This window comes from Paenibacillus sinopodophylli (genome assembly GCF_005930355.1).
Lineage (GTDB): Bacteria > Bacillota > Bacilli > Paenibacillales > Paenibacillaceae > Pristimantibacillus > Pristimantibacillus sinopodophylli.
Genome location: NZ_VDBO01000003.1, coordinates 317,165 through 339,732, shown reverse-complemented (window position 1 = coordinate 339,732; position 22,568 = coordinate 317,165). Strand labels below are relative to the sequence as shown.

At 48.8% G+C, this 22,568-nt stretch carries 23 protein-coding genes and 1 pseudogene; 12 read left to right on the top strand and 12 right to left on the bottom strand.

The window, feature by feature from the left end:
- The first annotated feature begins 141 nt into the window (after window positions 1–141).
- Window positions 142–1,413 (top strand): TolB-like translocation protein, encoded by a 1,272-nt coding sequence (locus tag FGT79_RS16455; RefSeq protein ID WP_138753904.1) that lies wholly within the window; start codon window positions 142–144, stop codon window positions 1,411–1,413.
- A gap of 64 nt (window positions 1,414–1,477) precedes the next feature.
- On the opposite strand, the gene FGT79_RS16450 is transcribed toward FGT79_RS16455, so the two are convergent.
- Window positions 1,478–2,008 carry a hypothetical protein gene (locus tag FGT79_RS16450; RefSeq protein ID WP_138753903.1) on the bottom strand — a complete coding sequence of 177 codons (531 nt, stop codon included), beginning with the start codon at window positions 2,006–2,008 and terminating at the stop codon, window positions 1,478–1,480.
- Between the two features lie 18 nt (window positions 2,009–2,026).
- Entirely contained in the window at window positions 2,027–3,505 is a 1,479-nt protein-coding gene (locus FGT79_RS16445) for a hypothetical protein (RefSeq protein ID WP_138753902.1), read from the bottom strand.
- A gap of 265 nt (window positions 3,506–3,770) precedes the next feature.
- Between FGT79_RS16445 and FGT79_RS16440 the strand changes: the two genes are divergently transcribed.
- From FGT79_RS16440 to FGT79_RS16425, 4 genes are all read left to right on the top strand, one after another.
- The gene (locus FGT79_RS16440; protein ID WP_138753901.1) at window positions 3,771–4,679 is read left to right on the top strand and encodes an NAD(P)/FAD-dependent oxidoreductase; all 909 of its coding nucleotides are present in this window, start codon (window positions 3,771–3,773) and stop codon (window positions 4,677–4,679) included.
- A gap of 129 nt (window positions 4,680–4,808) precedes the next feature.
- Window positions 4,809–5,612, top strand: a complete 804-nt coding sequence (locus FGT79_RS16435) for a GNAT family N-acetyltransferase (protein WP_138753900.1) — start codon at window positions 4,809–4,811, stop codon at window positions 5,610–5,612.
- Window positions 5,613–5,666: 54 nt separating this feature from the next.
- On the top strand, window positions 5,667–6,581 hold the full coding sequence (locus FGT79_RS16430; protein ID WP_342778493.1) for a helix-turn-helix transcriptional regulator: 915 nt from the start codon (window positions 5,667–5,669) through the stop codon (window positions 6,579–6,581).
- A 64-nt stretch (window positions 6,582–6,645) separates the two neighbouring features.
- The gene (locus FGT79_RS16425) at window positions 6,646–7,167 is read left to right on the top strand and encodes a GyrI-like domain-containing protein (RefSeq protein ID WP_138753898.1); all 522 of its coding nucleotides are present in this window, start codon (window positions 6,646–6,648) and stop codon (window positions 7,165–7,167) included.
- Between the two features lie 81 nt (window positions 7,168–7,248).
- Here the strand turns inward: FGT79_RS16425 and FGT79_RS16420 are convergent, their stop codons facing one another.
- The 4 genes from FGT79_RS16420 to FGT79_RS16405 form a co-directional block, all read right to left on the bottom strand.
- Window positions 7,249–7,815: a beta-class carbonic anhydrase gene (locus tag FGT79_RS16420; protein ID WP_138753897.1), complete on the bottom strand. Its 567-nt coding sequence runs from the start codon at window positions 7,813–7,815 to the stop codon at window positions 7,249–7,251.
- Window positions 7,816–7,893: 78 nt separating this feature from the next.
- A complete protein-coding gene (locus FGT79_RS16415) occupies window positions 7,894–10,011 on the bottom strand; it encodes a YhgE/Pip family protein (protein ID WP_342778496.1) in 2,118 nt (705 codons plus the stop codon).
- A 174-nt stretch (window positions 10,012–10,185) separates the two neighbouring features.
- Window positions 10,186–11,199 carry an LLM class flavin-dependent oxidoreductase gene (locus FGT79_RS16410; RefSeq protein WP_138753895.1) on the bottom strand — a complete coding sequence of 338 codons (1,014 nt, stop codon included), beginning with the start codon at window positions 11,197–11,199 and terminating at the stop codon, window positions 10,186–10,188.
- A gap of 118 nt (window positions 11,200–11,317) precedes the next feature.
- The gene (locus tag FGT79_RS16405; protein ID WP_138753894.1) at window positions 11,318–12,037 is read right to left on the bottom strand and encodes a 3-ketoacyl-ACP reductase; all 720 of its coding nucleotides are present in this window, start codon (window positions 12,035–12,037) and stop codon (window positions 11,318–11,320) included.
- Window positions 12,038–12,314: 277 nt separating this feature from the next.
- Between FGT79_RS16405 and FGT79_RS16400 the strand changes: the two genes are divergently transcribed.
- From FGT79_RS16400 to hxlB, 3 genes are all read left to right on the top strand, one after another.
- Entirely contained in the window at window positions 12,315–12,653 is a 339-nt protein-coding gene (locus FGT79_RS16400) for a winged helix-turn-helix transcriptional regulator (protein WP_138753893.1), read from the top strand.
- A 122-nt stretch (window positions 12,654–12,775) separates the two neighbouring features.
- Window positions 12,776–13,408 (top strand): 3-hexulose-6-phosphate synthase, encoded by a 633-nt coding sequence (gene hxlA / locus FGT79_RS16395; protein WP_138753892.1) that lies wholly within the window; start codon window positions 12,776–12,778, stop codon window positions 13,406–13,408.
- Window positions 13,409–13,412: 4 nt separating this feature from the next.
- On the top strand, window positions 13,413–13,973 hold the full coding sequence (gene hxlB, locus FGT79_RS16390) for a 6-phospho-3-hexuloisomerase (RefSeq protein ID WP_138753891.1): 561 nt from the start codon (window positions 13,413–13,415) through the stop codon (window positions 13,971–13,973).
- 94 nt (window positions 13,974–14,067) lie between these two features.
- On the opposite strand, the gene FGT79_RS16385 is transcribed toward hxlB, so the two are convergent.
- Window positions 14,068–14,334, bottom strand: coding sequence for a hypothetical protein (locus FGT79_RS16385; protein ID WP_138753890.1), 267 nt, complete (start codon window positions 14,332–14,334; stop codon window positions 14,068–14,070).
- A 184-nt stretch (window positions 14,335–14,518) separates the two neighbouring features.
- Complete coding sequence (locus FGT79_RS16380) at window positions 14,519–15,082, bottom strand: hypothetical protein (RefSeq protein WP_138753889.1); 564 nt, start codon at window positions 15,080–15,082, stop codon at window positions 14,519–14,521.
- A gap of 256 nt (window positions 15,083–15,338) precedes the next feature.
- Between FGT79_RS16380 and FGT79_RS16375 the strand changes: the two genes are divergently transcribed.
- Window positions 15,339–15,806: a MarR family winged helix-turn-helix transcriptional regulator gene (locus FGT79_RS16375; RefSeq protein WP_246096463.1), complete on the top strand. Its 468-nt coding sequence runs from the start codon at window positions 15,339–15,341 to the stop codon at window positions 15,804–15,806.
- A 43-nt stretch (window positions 15,807–15,849) separates the two neighbouring features.
- Window positions 15,850–16,788, top strand: a complete 939-nt coding sequence (locus FGT79_RS16370) for an NADP-dependent oxidoreductase (RefSeq protein ID WP_138753888.1) — start codon at window positions 15,850–15,852, stop codon at window positions 16,786–16,788.
- Window positions 16,789–16,927: 139 nt separating this feature from the next.
- On the opposite strand, the gene FGT79_RS16365 is transcribed toward FGT79_RS16370, so the two are convergent.
- On the bottom strand, window positions 16,928–17,614 hold the full coding sequence (locus FGT79_RS16365; protein WP_138753887.1) for a TetR/AcrR family transcriptional regulator: 687 nt from the start codon (window positions 17,612–17,614) through the stop codon (window positions 16,928–16,930).
- A 137-nt stretch (window positions 17,615–17,751) separates the two neighbouring features.
- Here FGT79_RS16365 and FGT79_RS16360 point away from each other — a divergent pair, with 137 nt between their 5' ends.
- The gene (locus FGT79_RS16360) at window positions 17,752–19,104 is read left to right on the top strand and encodes an MATE family efflux transporter (RefSeq protein ID WP_138753886.1); all 1,353 of its coding nucleotides are present in this window, start codon (window positions 17,752–17,754) and stop codon (window positions 19,102–19,104) included.
- A 39-nt stretch (window positions 19,105–19,143) separates the two neighbouring features.
- A pseudogene (locus FGT79_RS16355) lies at window positions 19,144–19,398 on the top strand (ArsR/SmtB family transcription factor); the annotation flags it as partial.
- A 167-nt stretch (window positions 19,399–19,565) separates the two neighbouring features.
- Here FGT79_RS16355 and FGT79_RS16350 read toward each other — a convergent pair.
- The 3 genes from FGT79_RS16350 to FGT79_RS16340 all read right to left on the bottom strand — a co-directional run bounded on the left by FGT79_RS16350 (window position 19,566) and on the right by FGT79_RS16340 (window position 22,559).
- On the bottom strand, window positions 19,566–20,405 hold the full coding sequence (locus FGT79_RS16350; RefSeq protein ID WP_138753884.1) for a 1,4-dihydroxy-6-naphtoate synthase: 840 nt from the start codon (window positions 20,403–20,405) through the stop codon (window positions 19,566–19,568).
- A complete protein-coding gene (locus tag FGT79_RS16345; RefSeq protein ID WP_138753883.1) occupies window positions 20,402–21,109 on the bottom strand; it encodes a futalosine hydrolase in 708 nt (235 codons plus the stop codon). Before FGT79_RS16345 ends, FGT79_RS16350 begins: the two co-directional genes overlap by 4 nt.
- Before the next feature lie 82 nt (window positions 21,110–21,191).
- Window positions 21,192–22,559, bottom strand: a complete 1,368-nt coding sequence (locus FGT79_RS16340; protein WP_138753882.1) for a TrkH family potassium uptake protein — start codon at window positions 22,557–22,559, stop codon at window positions 21,192–21,194.
- Between the last annotated feature and the right edge of the window lie 9 nt (window positions 22,560–22,568).

Genomic DNA, 22,568 nt, shown 5'->3' with positions numbered 1-22,568 from the left:
AAAAACGCTATCTATCTGGAATCAAACCGAAATCCAATTCCAAACGGCAGCAATCTAAATCATGCATGAAAATAAAGTATGTTTCTTCTGGCGCAGGGAACGGTAATCATAATGTGCTGAACACGAGGAGGAATACAACAGATGCGTATGTTTAGAGTGGTTATTATGGCTTTGTTGCTGTCTTTTATTTGGATTGCAGGAGGAGCTGAATATAGCGAAGCAGCTCAAGATCGTAGTCTGCCTAAGGCGGCGTTTGTTCGGGAAGGAAGCTTATGGGTAAAAACAGGAGCTGAAGAGAAGCTGCTGGATAAAGGGCCAGCTGTTCAGAATCCAAGCTGGTCGTTTGATGGGAAATGGATCGCCTATACAAAGGGAGCAGATGAACCGGAGTTATGGGTGCGGGAGCTTGGCAGTGCTGTTAGCACACTTGTTCATTCGGCAGGAGGTGCTCGTTTCCAGTGGTCTCCTCATGATGAGAAGCTGGCGTATCTTATCGACGGGCAACTGAACTATATCAATGCGAAACAACCGAATGTCGTACTTGGGACGGCTGCGGGCATCGGTAATTTTTCGTGGCTGCCAAGCGGAAAAGGCTTTTTTGCCTCTTCTCAATCTGAGCTGCTGCCTGATGGGTGGACGCCAATAACCCTTTACGAAATACCGCTGGAGGCATTAGGCAAACCTGCCGACTATGTGACGGTGCATGTGCTGCCAAAGCCTTCGGATGATTTTTTTGCCGTTGGTACGAGCATGTTCAAGTGGTCGGCAGATCGGAGATGGATCGCCTTTTTGGCTAAACCGACCGCATCGTTATCAGCTGACAGCAACACGCTTTGTGCTGTCTCGGCAGACGGTGTTGTATTCCGTACACTGGATGAGATGGTTAATCATGAGCAGTGGTTCGAGTGGTCGCCGAGAGGTGATCAGCTTGCCTACATAGCTGGAGTAGGACGTGAGGCGACTAGCAATAAGCAGCTAAAGGTGGTTGCTGTTTCGTCCGAGAGAACGGCTGCCTACACGCCTAGACGTTTTGTAGATGGGGATTTCGCGTGGCAGAATTCAGCGCATATCGTCGTCTCAAGAGCGAAGGAAAGGAAGGATGGCGAGTTGGCGCCTGCAAATCCGGTCTACCCGCATCTTGTCAACATTGAGCTGGCAAGCGGCAAGCAAAAGCAGCTGACGAAGCCGTCGAAAAAACACGGGGAGTATAACCCATCTACTCTGAATGATAGTCTTGCATGGGTGAATGCGGATCAAACGACAGCGAACGTGGTACTGGCAGATGAGCATGGTCGTCATGCTGCAATATGGATTAGGAAGATAGACATTGCCCCGTCTTATTATGGGCAGTGGAGCTGGTCATCGGTCGTGTCTTTTTACGTCCATCCACAAACGCAGGCGGTAGGAAGGTAATAGCTAAAGTAACGAACAAAAAAGCCTCCAGCTTGACGCGCTGGAGGCAGATTGTTCTTGCAGGCTATAGCAGCAGGTTCTCAAGCGTCTGCTCAGCGGATTCATGTCCGGCTGATACGCGAAGCAACGCTTCCATGTACAGCTGGTGGAGATGAAGAATCAGTCCGTTCTGTGTGTCAATCGCTTTGACATTGGATGAATCCTCGTTGCTGAGCAGGAGGAGTGAGTTGTGCTTGAAGTACACGACGCCAGTGTCGGCGAATAATCCAAATGCGCCCAAAGGCAATACAGTATTCAGCTTGACTATGAGAAGCAGCAGCTGCTCATAAAACTCGGATGACACGTCTTCGGTAATGGTAACGAATGCTTGCAGAATACAAATACCTGCAGCCTCTGCATCTTCCATATCGGTAAGGAAACAAAGCTCTAGCTGTATGTCCCGCGAGTCCTCCCCAACACCGTCAAACAAGACGATAAGTGAACGAAACGGATCTTCGACTGATGGCTCTGTCCATCCGGTTTGGAAGCCTTCGGCGCTGTAATCGGCCTCGAGCAATTGAAGCAGTCGGTTTGGCCCCTTTGAATCGATTGTCATACGTACCCCCTAAGCGGTCTAAGTGTGAAGCTTCTTCGCGATAAGGTCGACCTTTGGCGTTTTTTTCTTGCCGTCTGGCTTGAGGCCAATGTTATTAAGCAAGGTGACGTACTGCGGATCGGAATCGAGTACGCCTTTTTTGTAGATTGTATGTGCAAGATCGGTAATAATCTGGCTATAGCATTGGCCGACGGAGTTGAAGCCGTTCTGCTGCAGCAGTCCATTGCGGAGTGCTGATTTATCTGGCTTCGCTTTCGGATCGGCAGCTTGGAGCTCAGCCACTTTCTTGTCGACACCAAGGAAGCGATCAACGATTTCTTCTTTGCGCGTACGTTTTTTATAAAATTTATAGATGGCTGCAATACCGCCGATGGCTCCAGCAACGCCAAGCAACAGCCAGCCGACAGGTGTAGCCGCGCTTGCGAGCAGCAGACCACCGCCGACGATCATGGCTGCGCCTTTCAGCGCGGTAGCTGCGCTTTTCTTTTTGTTAATGGCTTGTGTGCTGCCGCCAATGTTGGCTGCTAGGTTAAGCTCGGCATCTTTGCCTTCTGCTTCTTTCTCCAAGTTCTTGAGGTTTTTCTCCCGTTTGCCATGCGTATAGACGCCGGCAACGCCACCAGCAAGATAGGCTGCTCCACCGACTACGCCGGCAGCACCAGCTGCTGCAGTAGCTGCGGTGCTGACAGCAGCGCCCATGTATGTTTGTGTATTCACGACACTTTGTGCGCTGAAACGTGCAAGATCGGCAGTACCGGCAAAGCCTTCTGCTCCGATGTTTTGTGCTTTGTCATGCGTGCTTAATGATTCGTCATGGTTCTGCGTTGCATTGTAAATCTGCATGCCTGCGGTCACTCCGCTAAGCATAGCGGCTGCTGGCCCGATATCTTTAACGGCTCCAAGAGCGCCTTCGTTGGCTGCGCCTGTAATCAAATCCTGAGATGTGCTCACACCTGCTGCAGTCGAGCTCGATGCGCCTACTGAGGCTGCTGCTGCTGTTGTCGCGTAGGTTACATAGTCCCGATCGGTGTCCTCATTGTAGTTTTTCGCATTTTTTCCTTTGACCGTACGGATGATCGTCGAGAACTTGTCCCAGTCAACGCTGCGCCCAGTGAAGCCCGTAATATGCTTCTTCGCTTTGGCTAATGAGGAAGAGCCTGTCCCGCCTGAACAGAGATGCGTAACCATCTTCTGCTGCATCGGGCTTAATGACTCATAGAAACTGAATAGCTCTGTTTTTTTATCCTTTGCAGCCTCTGCTTTCAGCCAGCTTGCGACCGCTTGGGAGCCGCCTGCAGCTGCAGCTCCGTCGTTCTGAAGCTGCTTGACGCTGGCTTGTGCAGCGCGATTTCCTGCCGCACGCTGCAGTTGCAGCACGTTGGAAGGAGCAGCAGGGGAACTAGGTGCGCGATCTGAAGTGACAGAGGGTTGGCCTGGTGTTGATTTGATAGATTCGCGGGAAGAAGTCGGCTTCTTCTGTAATGGACTGTTGGCCAAGTATTACCCCTCCTAAGGTGGATAGCTTGTGTAATGAACTAGTGTAATCATGCGTGATCCGAGCTTCTAGTGTAGTTCTTTTATCTTAGCATGACTTGCCAAAATGTACTATTAAAATGGTATAAATTACCTCTATTTCGACAAGATTTCAGGTATTTTTCACAATGTTATAAATCATAGGCATGCACCTCTGTCTCTATGAATAAGGATAAGCGAACTTTGGTTAAATCCGTACATGGATTGACGAGAAGGGGGAGCGGATCATTTGAGGCTGGATTGTGCCATTATTGGCGGAGGACCTGCGGGCTTGAACGCTGCGCTAGTGCTGGGCAGATCGCGAAGACATGTTATTGTATTCGACAACAATAAGCCCAGAAATGCGGTTACCCGTCAATCTCACGGGTTTATTACGCGCGACGGTATTGAGCCGCGTGATCTGCGCAAGCTGGCGCATGCAGATATTGTGAACTATCCGACAGTGACGATTAAACCGGATAAGGTCATTGAAATTAGGCCTCAGGCCGCCGGTAACGGATTTCAGGTGATGACGAGCAACGGCGTTTTATATGAAGCGCGTACAGTAATATTGGCTGCGGGGCTGAAGGAAACGCTGCCACGCATAGCGGGCCTCGAGCCATGTTATGGTACAAGTATTTTTAGCTGCCCCTATTGCGACGGATGGGAACTGCGCGATCAGCCGCTGATAGTTATATCAGAAGGCTCTAACCTGTTTCATTTGGCCAAAATCGTCTATAACTGGAGCAAGGACGTGCTCGTATGCATGAACGGGGCGAACAATTTGACTATGCAGCAGGCGGCTATGCTTGGGCAACGGGGTATTCAAGTGGCACCGCAGCGCATTAAAGCACTTCAAGGTAAGAACGGGAAGCTGGAGCGAATCGTGTTCGAGAATGACGAGGAGGTCAAGCGTATGGGCGGCTTCGTCACACCGTCATGGAATCAGGCTGCTTCGTTCGGGGAAACGCTAGGCTGTGCGATGAGGCCTTCGGGCGGCTTCATAACAGACGACTATGGCAGAACGAGTGTCAAAGGCGTGTATGCAGCCGGCGATTGTTCTATTATTGTGCCTGCACAGCTAATCGTAGCAGCAGGAGAAGGGAGCAAAGCGGCGATTGGCGCGAATACAGATTTGACGAATGAGGATTTTGGCTAAGGCCGCTATGTGGATGAATCCCGAATTTGTTACGGCTGCTCTCATTATGGGTAAAGGTTGTAGACGAATACAATGAGACTGCTCACATAGCGACAAAAGGCTTCAACCGTGAGCAGGAGGAGGGAGCTTATGCTGGAGAAATTACAAGCAGATGATGTTGTGCTAAATCAGTTTCCATTCCTGCGGGATGAGCTGCAATACCAATTAATTCATTTCATAACAGCGATTGAAGGGGCTACTAAGCTCAAAACGCCTGATGGTCGAATGCTATTTGCGGGCTCGCCGGGTCATAATGCATGGCTTTGGCTTTCGGAGGATGTCACGGATGAGTATAGACTGCAGCTCATGAAGGAGCTCATCGCGCACCATCAAGGGACGGATTTGCCAGGCATATGCGGCTCCCCATCTACTGCTGAGCAGTTCGCTAATCTATATTCAGAAATAAATGCGCTTGAGCACCATGCGTACATGAAGAAGCAAACCTATTCTTGCCCCAAGGTCATTAAGCCTGTTAAGGTGAAGGGACAGCTGATTCGGGCAACGCCTCAGCATGTGGAGCTTGTTGCTGAATTTATGGCAGGCTTCACGGAGGACGTTTATGGAGCGTCCGTTATTCCTGCAAGCCAGCTCCCTGCTGCTGAGGGTATGGTCATGAGGGGTGATTTATACTTCTGGGCTGTTGACGAGCTTCCGGTCGCGATGGCCAATATTGCCCATAGGTCGCCCCGGCATGGACGAATTAATCTCGTTTATACCCCTCCGGTTCTGCGGAAGAACGGCTATGCCAGTGCGGTGGTAGCTGGGCTTTGCTCGGTTCTAGAAGACGAAAACCGTGAACCGATGCTGTACGCAGATGCAAAAAAGGCTAATAAAGTGTACAAGAATATCGGCTTTGTAGAGAGCGGGCTGATTGCCGAGATCAGATTTATGTAAAAACCTGCAGCGGGAAAGAAGGAACTGGTTCTGAAAATCGATCGTTTATTAGCGATGACTGTGTTGCTGCTGAATCGTGGACGCATTAGCGCCAAGGAGCTTGCAGAGCGTTTTGAGGTATCTACAAAAACGATTTATCGGGACATGGATACGCTTAGCCAAGCGGGAATTCCGATATTTGCCCATCAAGGCACGGCGGGCGGCTTTGAAATCATGGAGCAGTACACTATTTCGCGTCAGTATCTGTCACTCTCCGAAATCTCGTCTATTATCGCTGTTGTGAAGGGGCTTGGAACCGCCATGGACGATAAGTTCTATGTCGGCTTGCAGAATAAAGTTGAGGCGCTGCTGCATAAGTCGGACAAGTCTCAGGACGGCCATGGCTCAAATAGCCTCGTCTTCGATCTTAATCCGTGGGGACAAGGGCCCGCAGCGCGTGAAAAGGTTAATGTATTCAGGCAAGCAATAGAAGAAAAGAGCCTCGCACAGTTCAGCTATATGAACATGAACGGCTCGGAATCAGAAAGGGCGGTTGAGCCATACGCGTTGATTCTGAAGGGGAACGTGTGGTATTTACATGCTTATTGCATGCTGCGTGAACAATTCCGTGTATTTCGCCTGTCCCGTGTACAGAAGCTTAAGCGGCTTGAGCAGCGGTTCGAGCGTCGCGAGGCTCCAGCCTTAGACAGCTATACATGGGATTCGGAATGGCCTGGCCAAACACTCGCAGAGGTGACACTGCTGTTCCGGTCTGAAGTGGGCTACCGCGTACGCGATTCCTTTCACCCGGATATGGTAACTTTGCAAGGTGACGGTACATTGCGTGTTGCGGGAAATTTGACGGTAGATGAGTGGTTGTATGGCATGGTGCTAAGCTACGGCAATCAAGTGAAGGTAGAGCAGCCTTCGTATGTCGCAGAGGAGATCGTTCGTCGTGCTTATCAAATTATTGCAAGCTATGAGAACTAAGACAGACTGCTGTCCAGTTTCCCTCGTTATACTAAGGCAAGAATAACGAAATGGGGAATAACAGATGAATGAGTCTTTCATAGTCAAACCAGCATTTTCTCTGATAGGAGCAGCAGTTCGTACCACTAATGAAGCAGAAACAGGTCCAAGCGGTAAGCTTGCCGGGTTATGGCAATCCTATTTCAGCAGCGGCATTGCCGAGAAAGTACAGGTACAGAACAGTCATTTGATCTACGCGCTTTACACGGATTACGAAAGTGATGCAAGCGGTGCTTATACGACTTTAATCGGGCATGAGTATGCGGGTGGACAAACGGAGGAGCGGTTTCAAGAGCCTCTGGTGTTGGAACAAGCTACGGAGCCCATAGTTTTGGAGCAAGCTATGGTTCCCGAAGCGAAGTATATCGTATTCAAGACGAGGAAGGGCCCGGTCTATGATGTCGTAGCGAAGGCATGGGGAGAAATTTGGGCTTACTTCGAGAATGCTTCACTGGAGCGTACTTATACGGGTGATTTCGAGCTCTATGATACGCGGACCTTCCATCCTGAGAGCGCTGAGATTGATATTTATATCGCAATTAAATAAGAATCTCGAAATTATAAAAAACGTACAAGCTCCGCGAAAAAACGGGGCTTGTACGTTTTTTATATGATATATGGGCTACAGTTATTCGCCGCGGTAATCCTCAACAAGCACCTCTAGTGCGCCTGTCTCGGGATCGATGATAAGCCCATGGACAGGTATGTCTTTCGGAAACAACGGATGCTTGCGAATAAGCTTGACGCTGCTTATGACGCCATCCTGTGGGTTCTCGAAGCCCCGTAGGAACTTTTCCATGCGAATGCCAGAGTTCTCTAATGTTTCTAGAGCGAGCGGGTCGATGCCATGCTCGATAAACTTGCTTACCATACCTTGTGCATCGAGATTGGTCATGCCGCAGCCGTGATGGCCGATAACCAATACTTCGCGTGCGCCGAGTTCATAGACAGCGACAAGAATGCTGCGCATAGCACTGCCGAATGGCTGTGTTAGAATAGCGCCCGCATTTTTAATAAACTTAGCATCGCCGTTTTTGAAATTTAATGCTTTGGGCAGAAGCTCTACGAGCCGCGTATCCATGCATGTTAAGACAGCTACCTTCTTATCTGGAAATTTGTCAGTCAGATAAGCCTCATACTGTTTTTCTTCAACGAATTGCTTGTTAAACTCCATGATGCGCGAAACACTGGACATATCTTAACCTCCTAGCCATTTTATGCCTGTATCCTATTCATATTATTCATGGAAAGGGTCAGCGAGTCAAATAAAGATCTAATGAATGATTTTGCTTTGCTTCGCTTTTTCCATCATTTTGAAGATGTAGCGATTGAGCCATTTTTTCAGAGCTAGACCTAGCAGCAGTGCTGCAGCAGCAAAGACCGCGAGTGCAATTAGATCCCGAACCACAATATCCCATAGAATGCCGCCCACAGCTTCTCTCATCATACTGATGGCATAGGTGAACGGCAGGAACGGATGAATCGCTTGGAAAAACGGCGGTGTGACTTGAATCGGGAATGTGCCGCCTGAGCCTGCAAGCTGGAGGACGAGCAGCACGATAGCCATCGCTTTGCCTACATTGCCAAAGACAGATACGAGCGTATACACAATAAGCATGAACAAGGTGCTGAGCAAAATGCCGAATAGTACGAACCATATCGGGTCAGCTACATACGCTTTCAGCAGCCATATATCACCAAGCGTAACGAGCAGCGATTGTACGATGGCGATAGTCAGAAACGTCAGATAACGTCCCAAATAGATTTGATAGCTTAGGTAGTCATTTCCTTTTGAATGAACGTCGACAGAGAGCAGTGAAACGAGCAGCAATGCGCCTACCCATAAGGACAGCGTTGTGAAAAATGGCGACATAGCTGATCCATAATTCGGAATCGGATACAATCGGTTTTCCTTCAATACAACAGGCTCAGCGAAAAAAGCACTTTCGCGCTCCGCGTCGTTTTTGAGCAGGTCAACCAGCTCATCGAGATTGCCCTCTTTCTCAAGCTCGCGGATGCGCTGAGCGAAAGCTTTGATCCGCTGCTCGGTCTCGGGCAGGCTTGCTTGTATTTTTGCGAGCTCGCGGCCGCCGATCGAAAGTCCCTTCGCCGCATCGTTCACGATGCTGATGGCTCCGGGTATGGCATTGCTCGCTTCGGTGAGTATGGACTGAGCAGTCGATGCAGCTTTCGTTGCTTGCTCTGCCGCTTGTTTGATGCGCGGCAGCAGCTCGCTATCATAGCGGCTGAGCACATCGTTGAGAGCCTCCGCCGCGTTATTCGACAGGGTATTCAGGTGATCAATCAATGTCTGTGCTGGTTGTTCACCTTTCTCAGCGGCGGCAAGGATATGCTGCACTAGCTCCAGCTGCTGTTGGAACTGGCCGCTTACTGGCTTCAGCCTCCCAATTGCATCAGCCAAGAGCTTATTGTTGGTTAGATCATTCAAGCTCTCCAGCAGCTTGACCATCCCATCCGTGACGCGAACGGCGCTGGAGAGTCGTCTCTCAGCCAGCGCGAGCGTCGATTGGACAATGGCGGGATCTAGCGTTTCGTCTTGTAGAAGAGTCGTGAGCTGAGCCGTCGCCTCGGCTGCCTCCAGAAGCAGTTGCAAATCCTGTTTAACAAGCGGGCCGGCGTTATCGAGTGCTGCCGAGCTTTGATCAAAAAACGATCCCAGCTGCTTCGTGAAGGCTTCGCCATCTTTGGCAAGCTGGGCAGCCTTAGTCATCTCAGCCTGGATGTTGTATACGATTTTTTTGGACTTCTCTATATCGCTGGATGCCAGTGCAACTGCTTTATTTATTTGTGGAATGAGCGCTTCCAGCTTGAAAACGGTGCTTCTCACCTGCTCAATAGCGGGCTGATTAGCTTCTAGCTCGACGCCAATCTGGTTGAAGACGCGGAATATCGTTTCATTCGCTGTTTTAACAAAGCTGGCACGAACCTCTTCAATAATGCCGCTGGCTCCCTTTTGGGCGATTTTGGGCGCAACCGCATTTATTTTCTCATTGACGGCATAATCGAGCTCTGCCTGCTGCAAATTGTCGGACAGTACCGTAGCCATTCTGGCGGAGAAGTCGGCAGGGATCGTGATGCTGGCGTAATAATCCCCATGCTTCACACCATCTATCGCCTGTTTGTTTTCTACAAAAACCCAGCCGATTTTTCTATTCTCCTTGAGGGATGTTATGATCTCGTCCCCGATCTTAATCGTCGTGCCGCGCAGCTCAGCGCCTTCATCGTTGTTGACAACTGCGATAGCGAGCGAGCTTGTCTGGCCGTACGGGTCCCAAGAAGCTTTAATATTGAACCAAGCATACAAAGACGGCAGAAACGCGAGTCCGATAATGATGATGGCAGCAGCGCTGTTGCGCACAATGCCGCGCAGATCCTCGGTGTATATAGCGATTAGTTGCTTGATGGGTATCCACTCCTAAAAAGGCTTATCTTAGTATGAGTGAATACGCTCATATCTACCCACGGAGTACCAAAAAAGCAGAAGACGCAGCGATAAGGCTGCAGCTTCTGCTTCACACATTCAAGAATAGCTATAATAACCGAATTAGGCGCGGTCCTCGTTGATCAGCTCAGCGAGCAATTCGAAGGAGCGGAGACGAGCGGCATGATCGTGAATTTGGCTGACGACAATCAACTCGTCAACGCTTGTCTGGTCGATAATCGTGTTCAGCTTGGCTTTGACCGTTGCCTTCGAACCAGCAATTGTGAAGCTTAGCTGCTTGCGTACCATCATTTTCTCCTGCTCCGTCCAAAGCCCGTCCATCGTATCGACAGGCGGATTCAACTGCCCCATTCGTCCACGAATGAGGTTGAGGAAAGCCTGCTCTTGTGAGGTGGCGAGGTAAGCAGCAGCTTCATCGGAATCAGCGACAATCACGTTAAGTCCAGCCATCGCATATGGCTTATCGAGTACGTTTGAGGGACGGAAATTATCGTGATACAGCTTGAGCGCAGGAAGAAGGAAGTCCGGTGCGAAATGGCTGGCGAATGCGAACGGGAGTCCATGATGTCCAGCAAGCTGAGCGCTGAAGCCGCTGGAGCCAAGCAGCCATATCGGCACGTCCAGCCCTTCGCCTGGAATCGCTCTAGGCATGACGCCGCGGCCTTCCTCGGTCGGGTTGAAGTAATAGCGAAGCTCGTTCAGTTGCTCCGGGAAATCCTCCCCGCCTGAGCCAAGCCCGCGCCGCAGCGCACGGGCGGCAACCTGATCAGAGCCCGGCGCTCTTCCGAGGCCGAGATCAATTCGGCCAGGGTACATCGATTCGAGTGTGCCGAATTGTTCAGCGATCATGAGCGGTGCGTGGTTCGGCAGCATGATGCCGCCTGAACCGACGCGGATCGATTGCGTGCCTGCAGCAATATATCCGATAACGACGGAGGTTGCTGAGCTTGCGATACCCGGCATATTGTGATGCTCGGCTACCCAATAGCGTTTGTAGCCCCATTGCTCGGCATGCTGGGCTAAGTCCAGTGTATGTCGGAAGGATTGTGCCGGTGTGCCGCCCGCAACGATTGGCGCCAAGTCTAAGATGGAGAAAGGAATGTCTTGAATAGGCATGGTATAGAGACCTCCTCGAATTAGTGGAAGCAGCAATGCTGCTTCCTGAAGATGAAGGGATGAATAGACGGAAAACCCCGATACCTTTAGTAGGCGCGGGGCTTTTTCATAGCTGTGCTTATTGCGGATTCGTGGTCCAGATGCCAGCTGATTTAATAAAGACGCGGTCAGGCAGCTTGAGCGCCGCGAGTACAAGCTCAGCCATATCCTCGGCTTGCATCATGCGGTCCTCGTCACCAATCTTGAGACCAGCGTTCGTAGCCAGCTCCGTGTTGACTGTGCTAGGCGTAAGAGCGGTAACACGAATGTTCGACTTGCGAACCTCCTGCATAAGCGCCTCTGTCATGCCAAGTACAGCGAATTTGGAGGCACAATAGGCAGAACCGGTTGCGAAGCCGCGCTCGCCTGCTGTAGAAGCGATATTAATGATGCTTCCGCTGCTTTGCGCAAGCATCGTTGGGAGAGCGGCACGCGTCACGTAGTAGGTGCCAAGCACGTTCGTTTGAATAATACGTTCCCATTGCTCATGATCCATATCCAGCAGCGTGCCGAACGTTCCGATTCCGGCATTGTTAATTAGAATATCGATGGAGCCTAGATCTTCTTTAAGAGCGGCAACGGCTTGATCAACCTCTGCTTTGACGGCTATATTAGCGGGTGCAAGATAAACTTTTACACCGTAGGTGCGGGTAAGCAACGCTTGTAGCGATTCGAGGTCAGAGCTTGTACGAGCGACAAGGCCGAGGTTAACGCCTTCGGCTGCTAATGCGATTGCAATTGCTTTGCCTATGCCTTTTCCAGCACCAGTAATAATAGCGGATTTATTTTTTAATTCCATGTTGATCTCTCCTCTATGAGCTTAGGTTAGATGATTCGTGTAATACGACATCGATATGTTATTCTTTTAACGTATAGGAAAACATGTGATTTTACTCATACTTTCTCTATACGTCTACGCGAAACGTAGGCATAGCCGCCAGAGAACGGCTTTAGCCGTTTACGCTTGGCAAGGGATAACGTACGTTAGGTGTCATTATTATGCTACTTCATACGTAAACCAAATAGCAACTTAGCAGCTGGATTGTATCATTTCTACAGGGAAGGAGTCGTTCGTGTTGGGAGATCAGCATTTTAAAGAAACGGTAGAGCTCACCTTGAAAGTTATCGGGGGGAAATGGAAACCGGTCATTCTATGTCATCTGACAGAAGGCACACATCGGTTCGGGGAGCTGAAGCGGGAGATGCCGGCGATTACACAGAAGATGCTTACGGAGCAGCTGCGTGAGCTCGAAGAGGATGCAATCATTGACCGCAAAGTGTTCGTGCAGGTACCGCCGAAGGTAGAGTACTCGTTAACCGAGTACGGCATGTCGGTGAAAGCGCTGCTGAACGTCATGTCGCAGTGGGGTGAGCAGCACCAAGAAAGACTTGCCAAGTCGATGGAGGAGGCGTGAACAACTCCTCATAGTACCCGAATGGGTACTACGTTCCATAAAAGTGCGTACTGTTTTTTCTGACTATGAGGGTCTATTATAGAGGCTGTCAGGTAGAAAAAATGATGAGGAGCGATAAATAGATGAAATTACAATTAGCGTTGGATTTGGTTGATATACAGGGTGCGATCGAGGTTGTGAAGCAAGTGGAGTCGTACGTGGATGTTGTGGAGATTGGTACACCGATCGTCATTAACGAAGGACTGCACGCGGTAAAAGCATTAAAAGAGGCATTCCCGAATATGACTGTGCTTGCCGATCTGAAAATTATGGATGCAGGCGGCTACGAGGTTATGAAGGCTTCCGAAGCCGGAGCGGATATCGTTACGATTCTTGGCGTAGCTGAGGATGCGAGCATCACAGGCGCAGTGGAAGAGGCTAAGAAGCAAGGCAAACAAATTCTAGTGGATATGATTGCTGTGAAAAATCTAGCAGAGCGTGCTGCACAAGTGGATGCGCTTGGCGTCGATTATATATGCGTTCATACGGGCTATGATCTTCAGGCTGAAGGCCAGAATTCCTTCGAGGATCTTCGTACGTTGAAATCGGTTGTAAAAAATGCCAAAGTAGCCGTTGCTGGTGGGATCAAGCTGAGCACGCTGCCAGAGGTTATCGCAGCAGGCCCGGATCTTGTTATCGTAGGCGGCGGCATTACCGGCCAAGCAGATATGCGTGCAGTTGCTTCCGAGATGCAGCAATTGATCAAACAAGGGTAAGCGGATGAGGTCCAGCCTTGCTAGTGTAACTGTGATTCTGAATGAGCTGCAGCAAGCTGCAAATCAGCTTGATGAGGATGAACTCGGGCATTTGGCCGAAGCGGTAAGCTCCGCAGGCAGGGTATTTGTTGCCGGAGCAGGCCGCTCAGGGCTGATGATGCGCGCGTTCGCGATGCGCCTCATGCATATGGGTCTCGATGTATATGTCGTCGGCGAGACGGTAACCCGCAGCTTGGGCAAAGAGGATCTGCTGCTTATCGGTTCAGGTTCCGGCGAGACGAGATCGCTGGTTCCGATGGCGGAGAAGGCTCGTGGTCTTGGAGCTAGGGTAGGGGCACTGACGTTGCTGCCAGGGTCGACGATTGGCTTGTTGGCGGATTTTGTCGTCAAGCTGCCAGGCGCACCGAAGGAGCAAGCAGATCATGAGGCCTCTACGGTTCAGCCGATGGGCTCATTATTTGAGCAGATGCTGCTGCTTGTCTGTGATTCAGTCATATTGAAGCTCATGGAACAGCATGAATTGAGCGGCATTGCCATGTATGGCAATCATGCCAATTTGGAGTAATACCGGGTAACACAATAGAAAAGGCGATTACAGAGTGGCGGGAAGCGCCTTTGTAATCGCCTTTTTGTGTAGGTGTAGTATTGTAGTCGAAATGTCATATCGCATGGATAAGGCCAATCTTTCGCTGTTCGATTATTTTACTGGTCTGTTTATATACGTAATATTCCATTGTTGTTAGATTAACAAGACCGACTCCCCGTTCCTCAATAATGACATAAGTATTTGAACCCATATCTCCATTAAGTCGAGCGCCATCAAAATAAATTCGTTCAACTGGTGTATGTCCATGCACGACTGGCTTGTTACACGTAGCGCTTAAAAGCACTTTCTTAGGAATTCGGTAGAAATCTATCTCCGACATCCATCATAATCTCCATGAATATCGGTCATAAAATACTTCATCTCATACTCCTTTTTAGGCCGATGCGAAAAGTAATTATTCCAAGAGTAGAATATTATCCATTGCCGGAGCAAAGTCGGGAAGACTAAATCGTGAATTTCACTTTCATAAAATAAAACTTAGCATCTTCTGCTAATTTGCAGGGCTAAATGTAATCTATTTCTTCTCGACCATCTGTACGATCATATCGGATCCAACTCATCTCTTGGATACCAAGCAGCTCCTTAAACGTCTCAACTGCAACAAAATCCTCATCATCGAACGTGAGATTACCAGCCAATAGCTCTTCAATGGATTTTATTTGTTCATTTGTAAGTTCGAAAACCCTAAAGGCCTCGGCACTAGGATTTTGTTGGATGTATTCATCCAAAACGAAGTCATAAGCCTTCTCATATTCATCCAGCAATTCATTTTTTTCATCGTCATCGTCCATAAATTCATACATCACTTGAAGGCTCGACAAGACCTCTCCCTCATATAAGATTTCAAAACTCCAGCCATGATCCTCCAAGTTGGAAAAATATAAGATCGGACAATGTGAGGATAACGTCTTAAGTAGCTTCGGAGACACAAACTCTCCGTCTTCTGGTGTAAAGAATGCAAACCAATCCTCACTCAGTTTAAGAGTGGGGGTATCTTTAGGTAAGTGCTCGACAAGCTTTGTTTTATCAACTGTTCGAACAATATTGCCGTACGTAAATTCACTCATTACTTGCACCTCTTCTCTATATAATTCATTCATCCAGTTATATTTAGAATATATTTCCTTATTCGTGAGAGGTGTGTGAATTCCTTCTATAACATGAACTATTCCTCAGACTAATGAAAAATAGAGCAGTTGCCGGATCGCAAGCTGCTCCATGGTTCATTGCATTAATTTATGTTGACGGCAACATATTTAAATGGTATCTTGAATTTTATCAAGTATGTTGACGACCACATAATCGAAAGAAGGGCTAAAGCGATTGAAGAAAAACAGCAATAACGAAGCCATCGATAATGAAATCGGTGCAGTAACGGATTTCCCCGTAAGCTTCTCGGTATTCAGCATGGCTCGTTCACATCATAGACATGCAGGACAGTTGCTTCGAGAAGCAGGCCTATACCCAGGGCAGGAACTCGTGCTAATGCAGCTATGGCACCGGGACAGTCAGTCACAGAATAGTCTTTCAAGATCGCTACGCCTGGATCACTCGACTATAGCTAAATCCGTTCGTCGTTTGGAAGATGCGGGGCTGGTCACTTGCAGCCGCTCCCAGGAAGATAAGCGCGTAACCATCGTATCGCTCACTCAAACGGGACGTGAAGTTGAACCCAGAGTGACTCAGGCTTGGAGCAAGCTGGAAGAGATGACAACGAAAGCTCTCAATGATGAAGAAAAAAAACAGTTTATAGCTCTGGCACAAAAAATAGCAGCTTCTTTAGAAAGCTAACGATTCAATTAAAAAAATGATAAAAGATAAGGGAGAGATAAAAATGTCGATAAAGACGATGCAAGCCATTCTGGTTAATGAATATGGTGGTCCAAATGTTTTAAAGGTAGAATCCGTTAATTGCCCTCAACCGGAAACGGATGAAGTGCTTGTTCGCATCGCGTATACTACGGTCATTCCGCTTGACTATAAAATTCGAAACGGGTGGCTTCAAAATGTTTTTCCTGTAACAATGCCCTACATCCCGGGTTTTTACGCTTCAGGAGTTGTTGAAGAGGTTGGGCAAGGTGTAACGGAGTTCAAGCCTGGTGATCGCATTTTCGGTAGTATCAGAGGAGCTTACGCTGAATATGGAACTGCAAAAGCCAAAGATTTAATGATGATGCCTGTAGGTCTCACCTTTGAAGATGCGGCAACGATTAGAGCAGGAGCGGAAACCGCTTGGAAAGCATTGTTCACTGAAGGTGAACTGCAGTCTGGGCAAACCGTTCTCCTTCATGCGGCAGCAGGCGGCGTTGGACAGTTTGCCGTCCAGTTGGCCAAGTGGAAAGGAGCAACCGTGATTGCCACGGCTTCAACCGCTAACGTGGACTTCGTTAAGTCGTTGGGTGCGGATCAAGTTATCGATTATACAACGACAAAATTTGAAGAGGTTGCAAAAGCAGTGGATTTGGTCGTCGATTCCGTCGGTGGTGAAACGGAGACTCGATCCTGGTCCGTTCTGAAGAAAGGCGGAATCCTCGTCTCATTGACTCAGGCACCTTCCCAAGAGAACGCTCATAAGCATGGCGTTACAGCTAAATTCAATACTAAATTCCCTACCCGCGAGGACATGCAGATCTTAACGGAATTAATTGCCGAAGGTACGATTAAAGCAGAGATTGATTCTATATTCCCGTTAAGCCAAGCGGTTAAAGCACTGGAGAAAAGCGAAGCAAGACATGGACGGGGAAGAATTCTACTGAAGGTAAACGCCATATAACAATGGTACAACACGTAGCGTGCTCTACACTACGTGTTGTTTTTTGTTCACATCTAACCATACTGCATAAACCGATGACCAGACTTATCCTTTAGTGAATTGTAAAAGACAAGCAACTGATTATAAATCAAATAACCATTTATATACTACCCTCCTGCTCTTTGATCACCTGCTCAACCCCGAGCAGAATCAGCTTCAATCCGAACTCAAACGCTCTATCTGTCCCCATTAACTCGAACAGTCCTTTCTTGTACATCCCTCGGAACAGTCCTGCATCTGTTTCGCTCATGGAGTTAAGCAGATGGTGGAGCTCCTCTTGTTGATGTTCAGCCTGGTCCTCAGAGATAGTAGACAAAATGCGCTGATGCTGATAATGGTCGAGAACGAAGTAGAAGACAAAGTTCACAAGCGTAAGAACGGCTTGCAATTTCCGCTCTTGTTCAAGTGGTGTCGATTCCATACAGAGCAGCAAACGGTTGGTGAATCGAATGATGTCCGGTTCGTGAGGCAATGTCATCATCATGAGCTGTGTAGAGCAGGGGTACCGAGAGAGCACACTCCTCATCGTTACCGCAAGCTCTGTCAGTTGCTCCTCCCAGTTCCCCTCTGAATGAAACTCCTCCAAAATCACTTTCGATACCTGGTTGGCAAGACGCTGATAGAGATTTTGCTTGCTCTTGAAGTACCAATACAAAGAGGGTGCCTGAATCCCCAGCCGATCGGCCAATCGTCTCATACTGAATTTCTCGATACCCTCCTCGCCAAGGAGCTGCCATGAGGCTTCCAGAATTTTATCCTCCGAAATTTGAGGCTGCTTTTTTTTCATCGATATCCGCCCTTTATCTAACAGTGTAAGTTTATGCTTTACAGGTTCATAGGCTCATGATATCATCTAACACTGTAAGGCACAAACTAACGGTGTTAGATTAAAGGACAAAATAAACAACGAAAGTAGTGATCCACATGGATGCACAAAACCTCCATTACTTTGAAAAAGCACCGGTCGCAAAAGCGGTTGCTCACTTCGCAATACCAATGATGTTAGGCACGTCGATGACTGTCATTTATTCCATCTTGAACGCTTTCTTCATTGGCACACTGGGCAATACCGCCATGTTAACTGCACTCGCACTAACCTTGCCGTTATTCGCGGTGATTATGGCGCTAGGCAACTTGATCGGTATGGGCAGCGGCACATTCATCTCTCGATTGCTGGGAGAGAAGAAATATGATGACCTAAAGCATGTGTCTTCATTCGCTTTTTACAGTAGTTTAGTTCTCGGTCTTATCGTGATAGCCGTTGGACTCCCGTTGATTGATCTAATCGTTCATGGCCTGGGGGCAACGCCTGAATCTATTGGATTCACCAAGGACTATGTGATGATTATGCTCATTGGTTCTCCATTCGTCATATTATTTTTTACATTAGAGAATATCGTACGCTCGGAAGGTGCAGCAATTACGTCGATGATTGGTATGATTCTTAGTGTGGTTGTAAATATAGTTCTCGATGCGCTAGTCATCTTTGTTTTCCATTGGGATGTAATCGGTGTTGCTTCTGCTACGGTTATTTCTAACTTGGTTGCGAGTGCGTACTACGCCTTCCATATTAGATATAAGAGCCAATTCCTAACCGTATCCGCAAAATGGTTCAAGGCAACCAGGGTCATTATGAGCAATGTATTCAAAATCGGAGTTCCTGTCTTTGTGATGAGTATCTTCTTGGGTGCCATGTCGCTCATCCTTAACCACTTTCTTGTCGAATATGGGGATCAGGCCGTAGCAGGGTTTGGAATTTCATCTCGGTTAATGCAATTTCCTGAGTTTATTCTGATGGGCTTATGCGAGGGAGTCGTGCCGTTAATTGCCTTCTCTTTCACAGCGAATAAATTACGCATGAAGCAAACCATTGGATTCACGATTAAAGCGATTGGGGCGTTAGCGGTCGTGTTTGGTATTATCGTCTATCTGATTTCCGACCACTTAATTGGTTTATTTACGAACGACCCGCAATTAATTGAAATGGGCAGCTACATTTTGCATGTGACTTTCTTATCGTTGTTTATTACAGGAATGACCTCGCTGTTTACGGGGATTTTTCAAGCAACAGCGCAAGGAACCGCCGCGTTTATTATGTCCGTCATTCAAGGAGCTACTTTGATTCCTGTCTTATATATTGCTAATCAGTTGAACGGCTTTCATGGGGTGGTCTGGTCGCTCGTCATTGCGGACACCGTCGCGTTCCTTGTTGGTGCCATCATGCTGTATGTTTTACGGAACAAATTGCAGCCGGATTTGGATCAGTTAGTACAGTAGGTAGACTAGTTTCTTTCATTTGACAGCCATCAGCGGACATTCACGATGAGCCGAACAGCGGTTTCGAAGCATCTGCGTGTATTGGCTGAAGCCGAGCTTGTAACAGGCAGGAAGGTAGGACGGGAAACACGTTATCGCCTTAATCCGGAGCCTCTGCAGGAGCTGAAGCGTTGGCTCTCTTATTATGAGCGCTATTGGGACAATAAGCTGTATGCATTGAAGCACTATGTAGAAACAGACGAAACCGCCAGTACGAATGAAGATTCGTTTGGCTCGCTTAAGGTAGTCGAATAGCTCGTAATGAGCACAATGTGTAGGTGAGGTTTATGAAGGTTGTTGACGTAATACATGCAAAAGAGAAACGGCTGTCAGGCTACTCGCCTGTTCAGCCGTTTCTCTTTTTTAAGTGCGAAGCTGCTCGGCATGTGGGTTCACCGAACGTCTCTATTTTCACTACCTCGTTATCTTAGCAGCGATAAATCGAAAGCCGGCACAAGCCCTTCTTCTGCAGCTCGTCCGAGCAGTGCGGTAATAGCTGCATACCCATCGTCGCCCAGATCAGCCGTAAACTCATTGACGTACAAATCGATATGCGCTTGTGCGACATCAGGTGAGAGCTCTTGCGCATGCATCATGATGTAGTTCTTCGATTCCTCCGGGTGGGCCCATGCGTATCGAACCGATGAACGAATCCAGTCTGTAATCGCATCTGTATCCATTGAACGCTTGGCAATAATGGCACCGAGCGGGATTGGCAGGCCCGTATTCGATTCCCACCAGCTTCCTAGATCAACGAGCATACTTAGTCCATAGCTTGGATAGGTGAAGCGCGCTTCATGGATAACGAGCCCTGCGTCGATGCTGCCGTCGCGGACAGCAGGCATGATTTCGTGAAAGGGCATAACGACAATCTCACCGGCTCCGCCGGGTATGTGCTCAGCCGCCCATAAGCGGAAGAGAAGGTAAGCTGTAGAGCGTTCACTAGGTACAGCAATTCGTTTGCCTGCTAGTGAAGCGGGACTGGCCTTGTCTCCCTCCAAGCTGTTCGTTAAGACAAGGGGGCCGCAGCCGCGTCCGAGTGCGCCGCCGCAAGGCAGCAGTTTATATTCAGAGAGCACCCATGGCAAAGCTGCATAAGAGATTTTCATAACCTCAGGGCCTTTGGATTTGGCTGCCCAGTTGTTCGTAATGTCTATATCGGCGTAAGTAACATCCAGTTCAGGTGCGTCTTGAATTAATCCGTGCGCCCATGCATGGAAGACAAAGGTATCGTTCGGACAAGGTGAGAATGCAATATTCATGATAGTACCTCCCGTATGGCTTTGATTGCTGCTTCCAGCGAAGACAAGGCATCTCCAATTCGCCAAGCTGCGCGGTCGCGTGGTCCAACGGCATTGGATATAGCGCGAATTTCGGTGACTGGAATGCCGAGGCTAGCCGCTGCGACGGCTACGCCATGTCCTTCCATGCCTTCAGCCGCCGCGCCGCTGATTCGCCCTTTAAGGGCGGTTGCCGTTTCAGCTGTCCCAGTTGCTGTCGTAACGGTCAGAATCGCGCCTTGGCATACCGTTAGTCCTGTATGATGTATGGCATCAAATAGTTGGTTGTTCCAATCTGAATTCGGAGTGATTCGTGCAGATCCGAAGCCCAGCTCGTCTAGACTTAGGAAGCCGTCAGGCGATTCTGCACCTAGATCGGCAGCAATAATGAGATTGGCAATGACAAGCGAGGCAATGGCTGCTCTATCTACGAAGCCGCCGCCTATACCAGCGCTTATGACGAAGTGATACGTCGATGGTGCAGAGGCGAGTGCTGCTGCTGTTCCCGCTGCTGCCGCCGCTGAACCAACTCCGGCAGCGATAACATCGACGCCCTGCAAGCCATCCAATCCGCGGAGCACAGCTTCCCGTTCAGCATCGACAGCGGTGACAATGAGCACGCGACGGGCAGCTTTTTGTTCGGCCGTGTTTGATTGATCTGTATGGCGATCTATATGTAGTGGCATAGGTATGGAAGCTCCTTTAATCATACGAATGAGTGGCTGATCTTAATCGTATCACTGGCAGGAATGTAGATGCAAACCTGAGCTATCCGATCGTAATCTTCCCTTCGGGAAAGCGATAGAGTTCTTTTTTGGAACGTGTATTGAGCGCGAATGCTAGTGTAACAGGACCGAGGCGTCCGACAAACATGAGTAAAATGATGATGATTTTGCCGATATCGCTCAGATGGTTGGTTAATCCTGCTGACATGCCGACCGTACAGTAAGCGGAGGTAGCCTCAAACAAAATAGCCAGGAATGAACCCGTTTCCGTGATGGACAGCAGCATCGTCGCTCCACAAATGATCGAGAAAGCAATCATAGTGAACATGATCGCTTGATGGATTTGCTGCTTGGCGATACGGTAGCGGAACAGCACGACATCATCTTTGCCGCGCATCATCGCTATAATCGCGCCAATGAGAATGGCAAAGGTCGTGACACGAATCCCGCCGCCTGTCGAGCCAGGTCCTGCCCCGATGAACATGAGCAGAATAAGGAAGAATTGAGTAACCTCCCGAAGCATGCTGGGATCTACCGTACTAAGCCCTGCTGAGCGCGCTGTAACCGATTGGAACATAGCACCGAGAAATTTGCCGGCAGCCGACAAGGGCTGCAGTGTATGCGGGTTCGAAAATTCGAGTGCAAATATGACAATCGCCCCAATGGCAGTAAGCATGCCGGTAACGGACAAAACGACCTTACTGTGAAGGCTGAACTTTCTGTTCTTGGGATACGTCACAAGCTCGGAAATGACAATGAATCCGATTCCCCCGAAAAAGATCAGCAGCATCGATACGATGTTGACGAACGGATCCTCTACGTAATGAATGAGGCTGCTGGCACGTTCTGGGAACTGGGAGAACAAGTCGAATCCTGCGTTGTTGAAAAATGAAATGCTGTGAAATATACCGAAGTAAATGGCACGACCAACCGGCATCTCCAGCATGAAATAGGCGCTCAGCAGTATGGCACCGGACAGCTCGATAACAAGGGCATATAACAGTACTTTACGTATCATGCGTACGATACCCTCGGTTGAGCCATAGTTCATGGACTCCTGGAGCACGAGCCGCTCACGGAACGATATCCGTTTGCGAAACAGGAGAGCAAATAAGGTTGCCATCGTCATAAAGCCCAGTCCGCCAATCTGAGCTAAGAGGATAATGACAACCTGTCCGAATGTGGAGAAATGTGTGCCCGTGTTAAGTACGGTAAGGCCTGTAACGCAGGTCGCACTCGCTGACATGAACAACGCATCCAGGTAAGAGATAGAGGTGTCATTCGTGTAGGAGATCGGTCGCGACAAGAGCTGTGCTCCAACGAGTATAAGCAGGATAAAGCCAAAGGTCATAACCTGCGGCGGGCTAGGTCGAAAACGTAATTTGTCGCGCAGGTTAGCTGCTTTAAGCATAAGTTACTC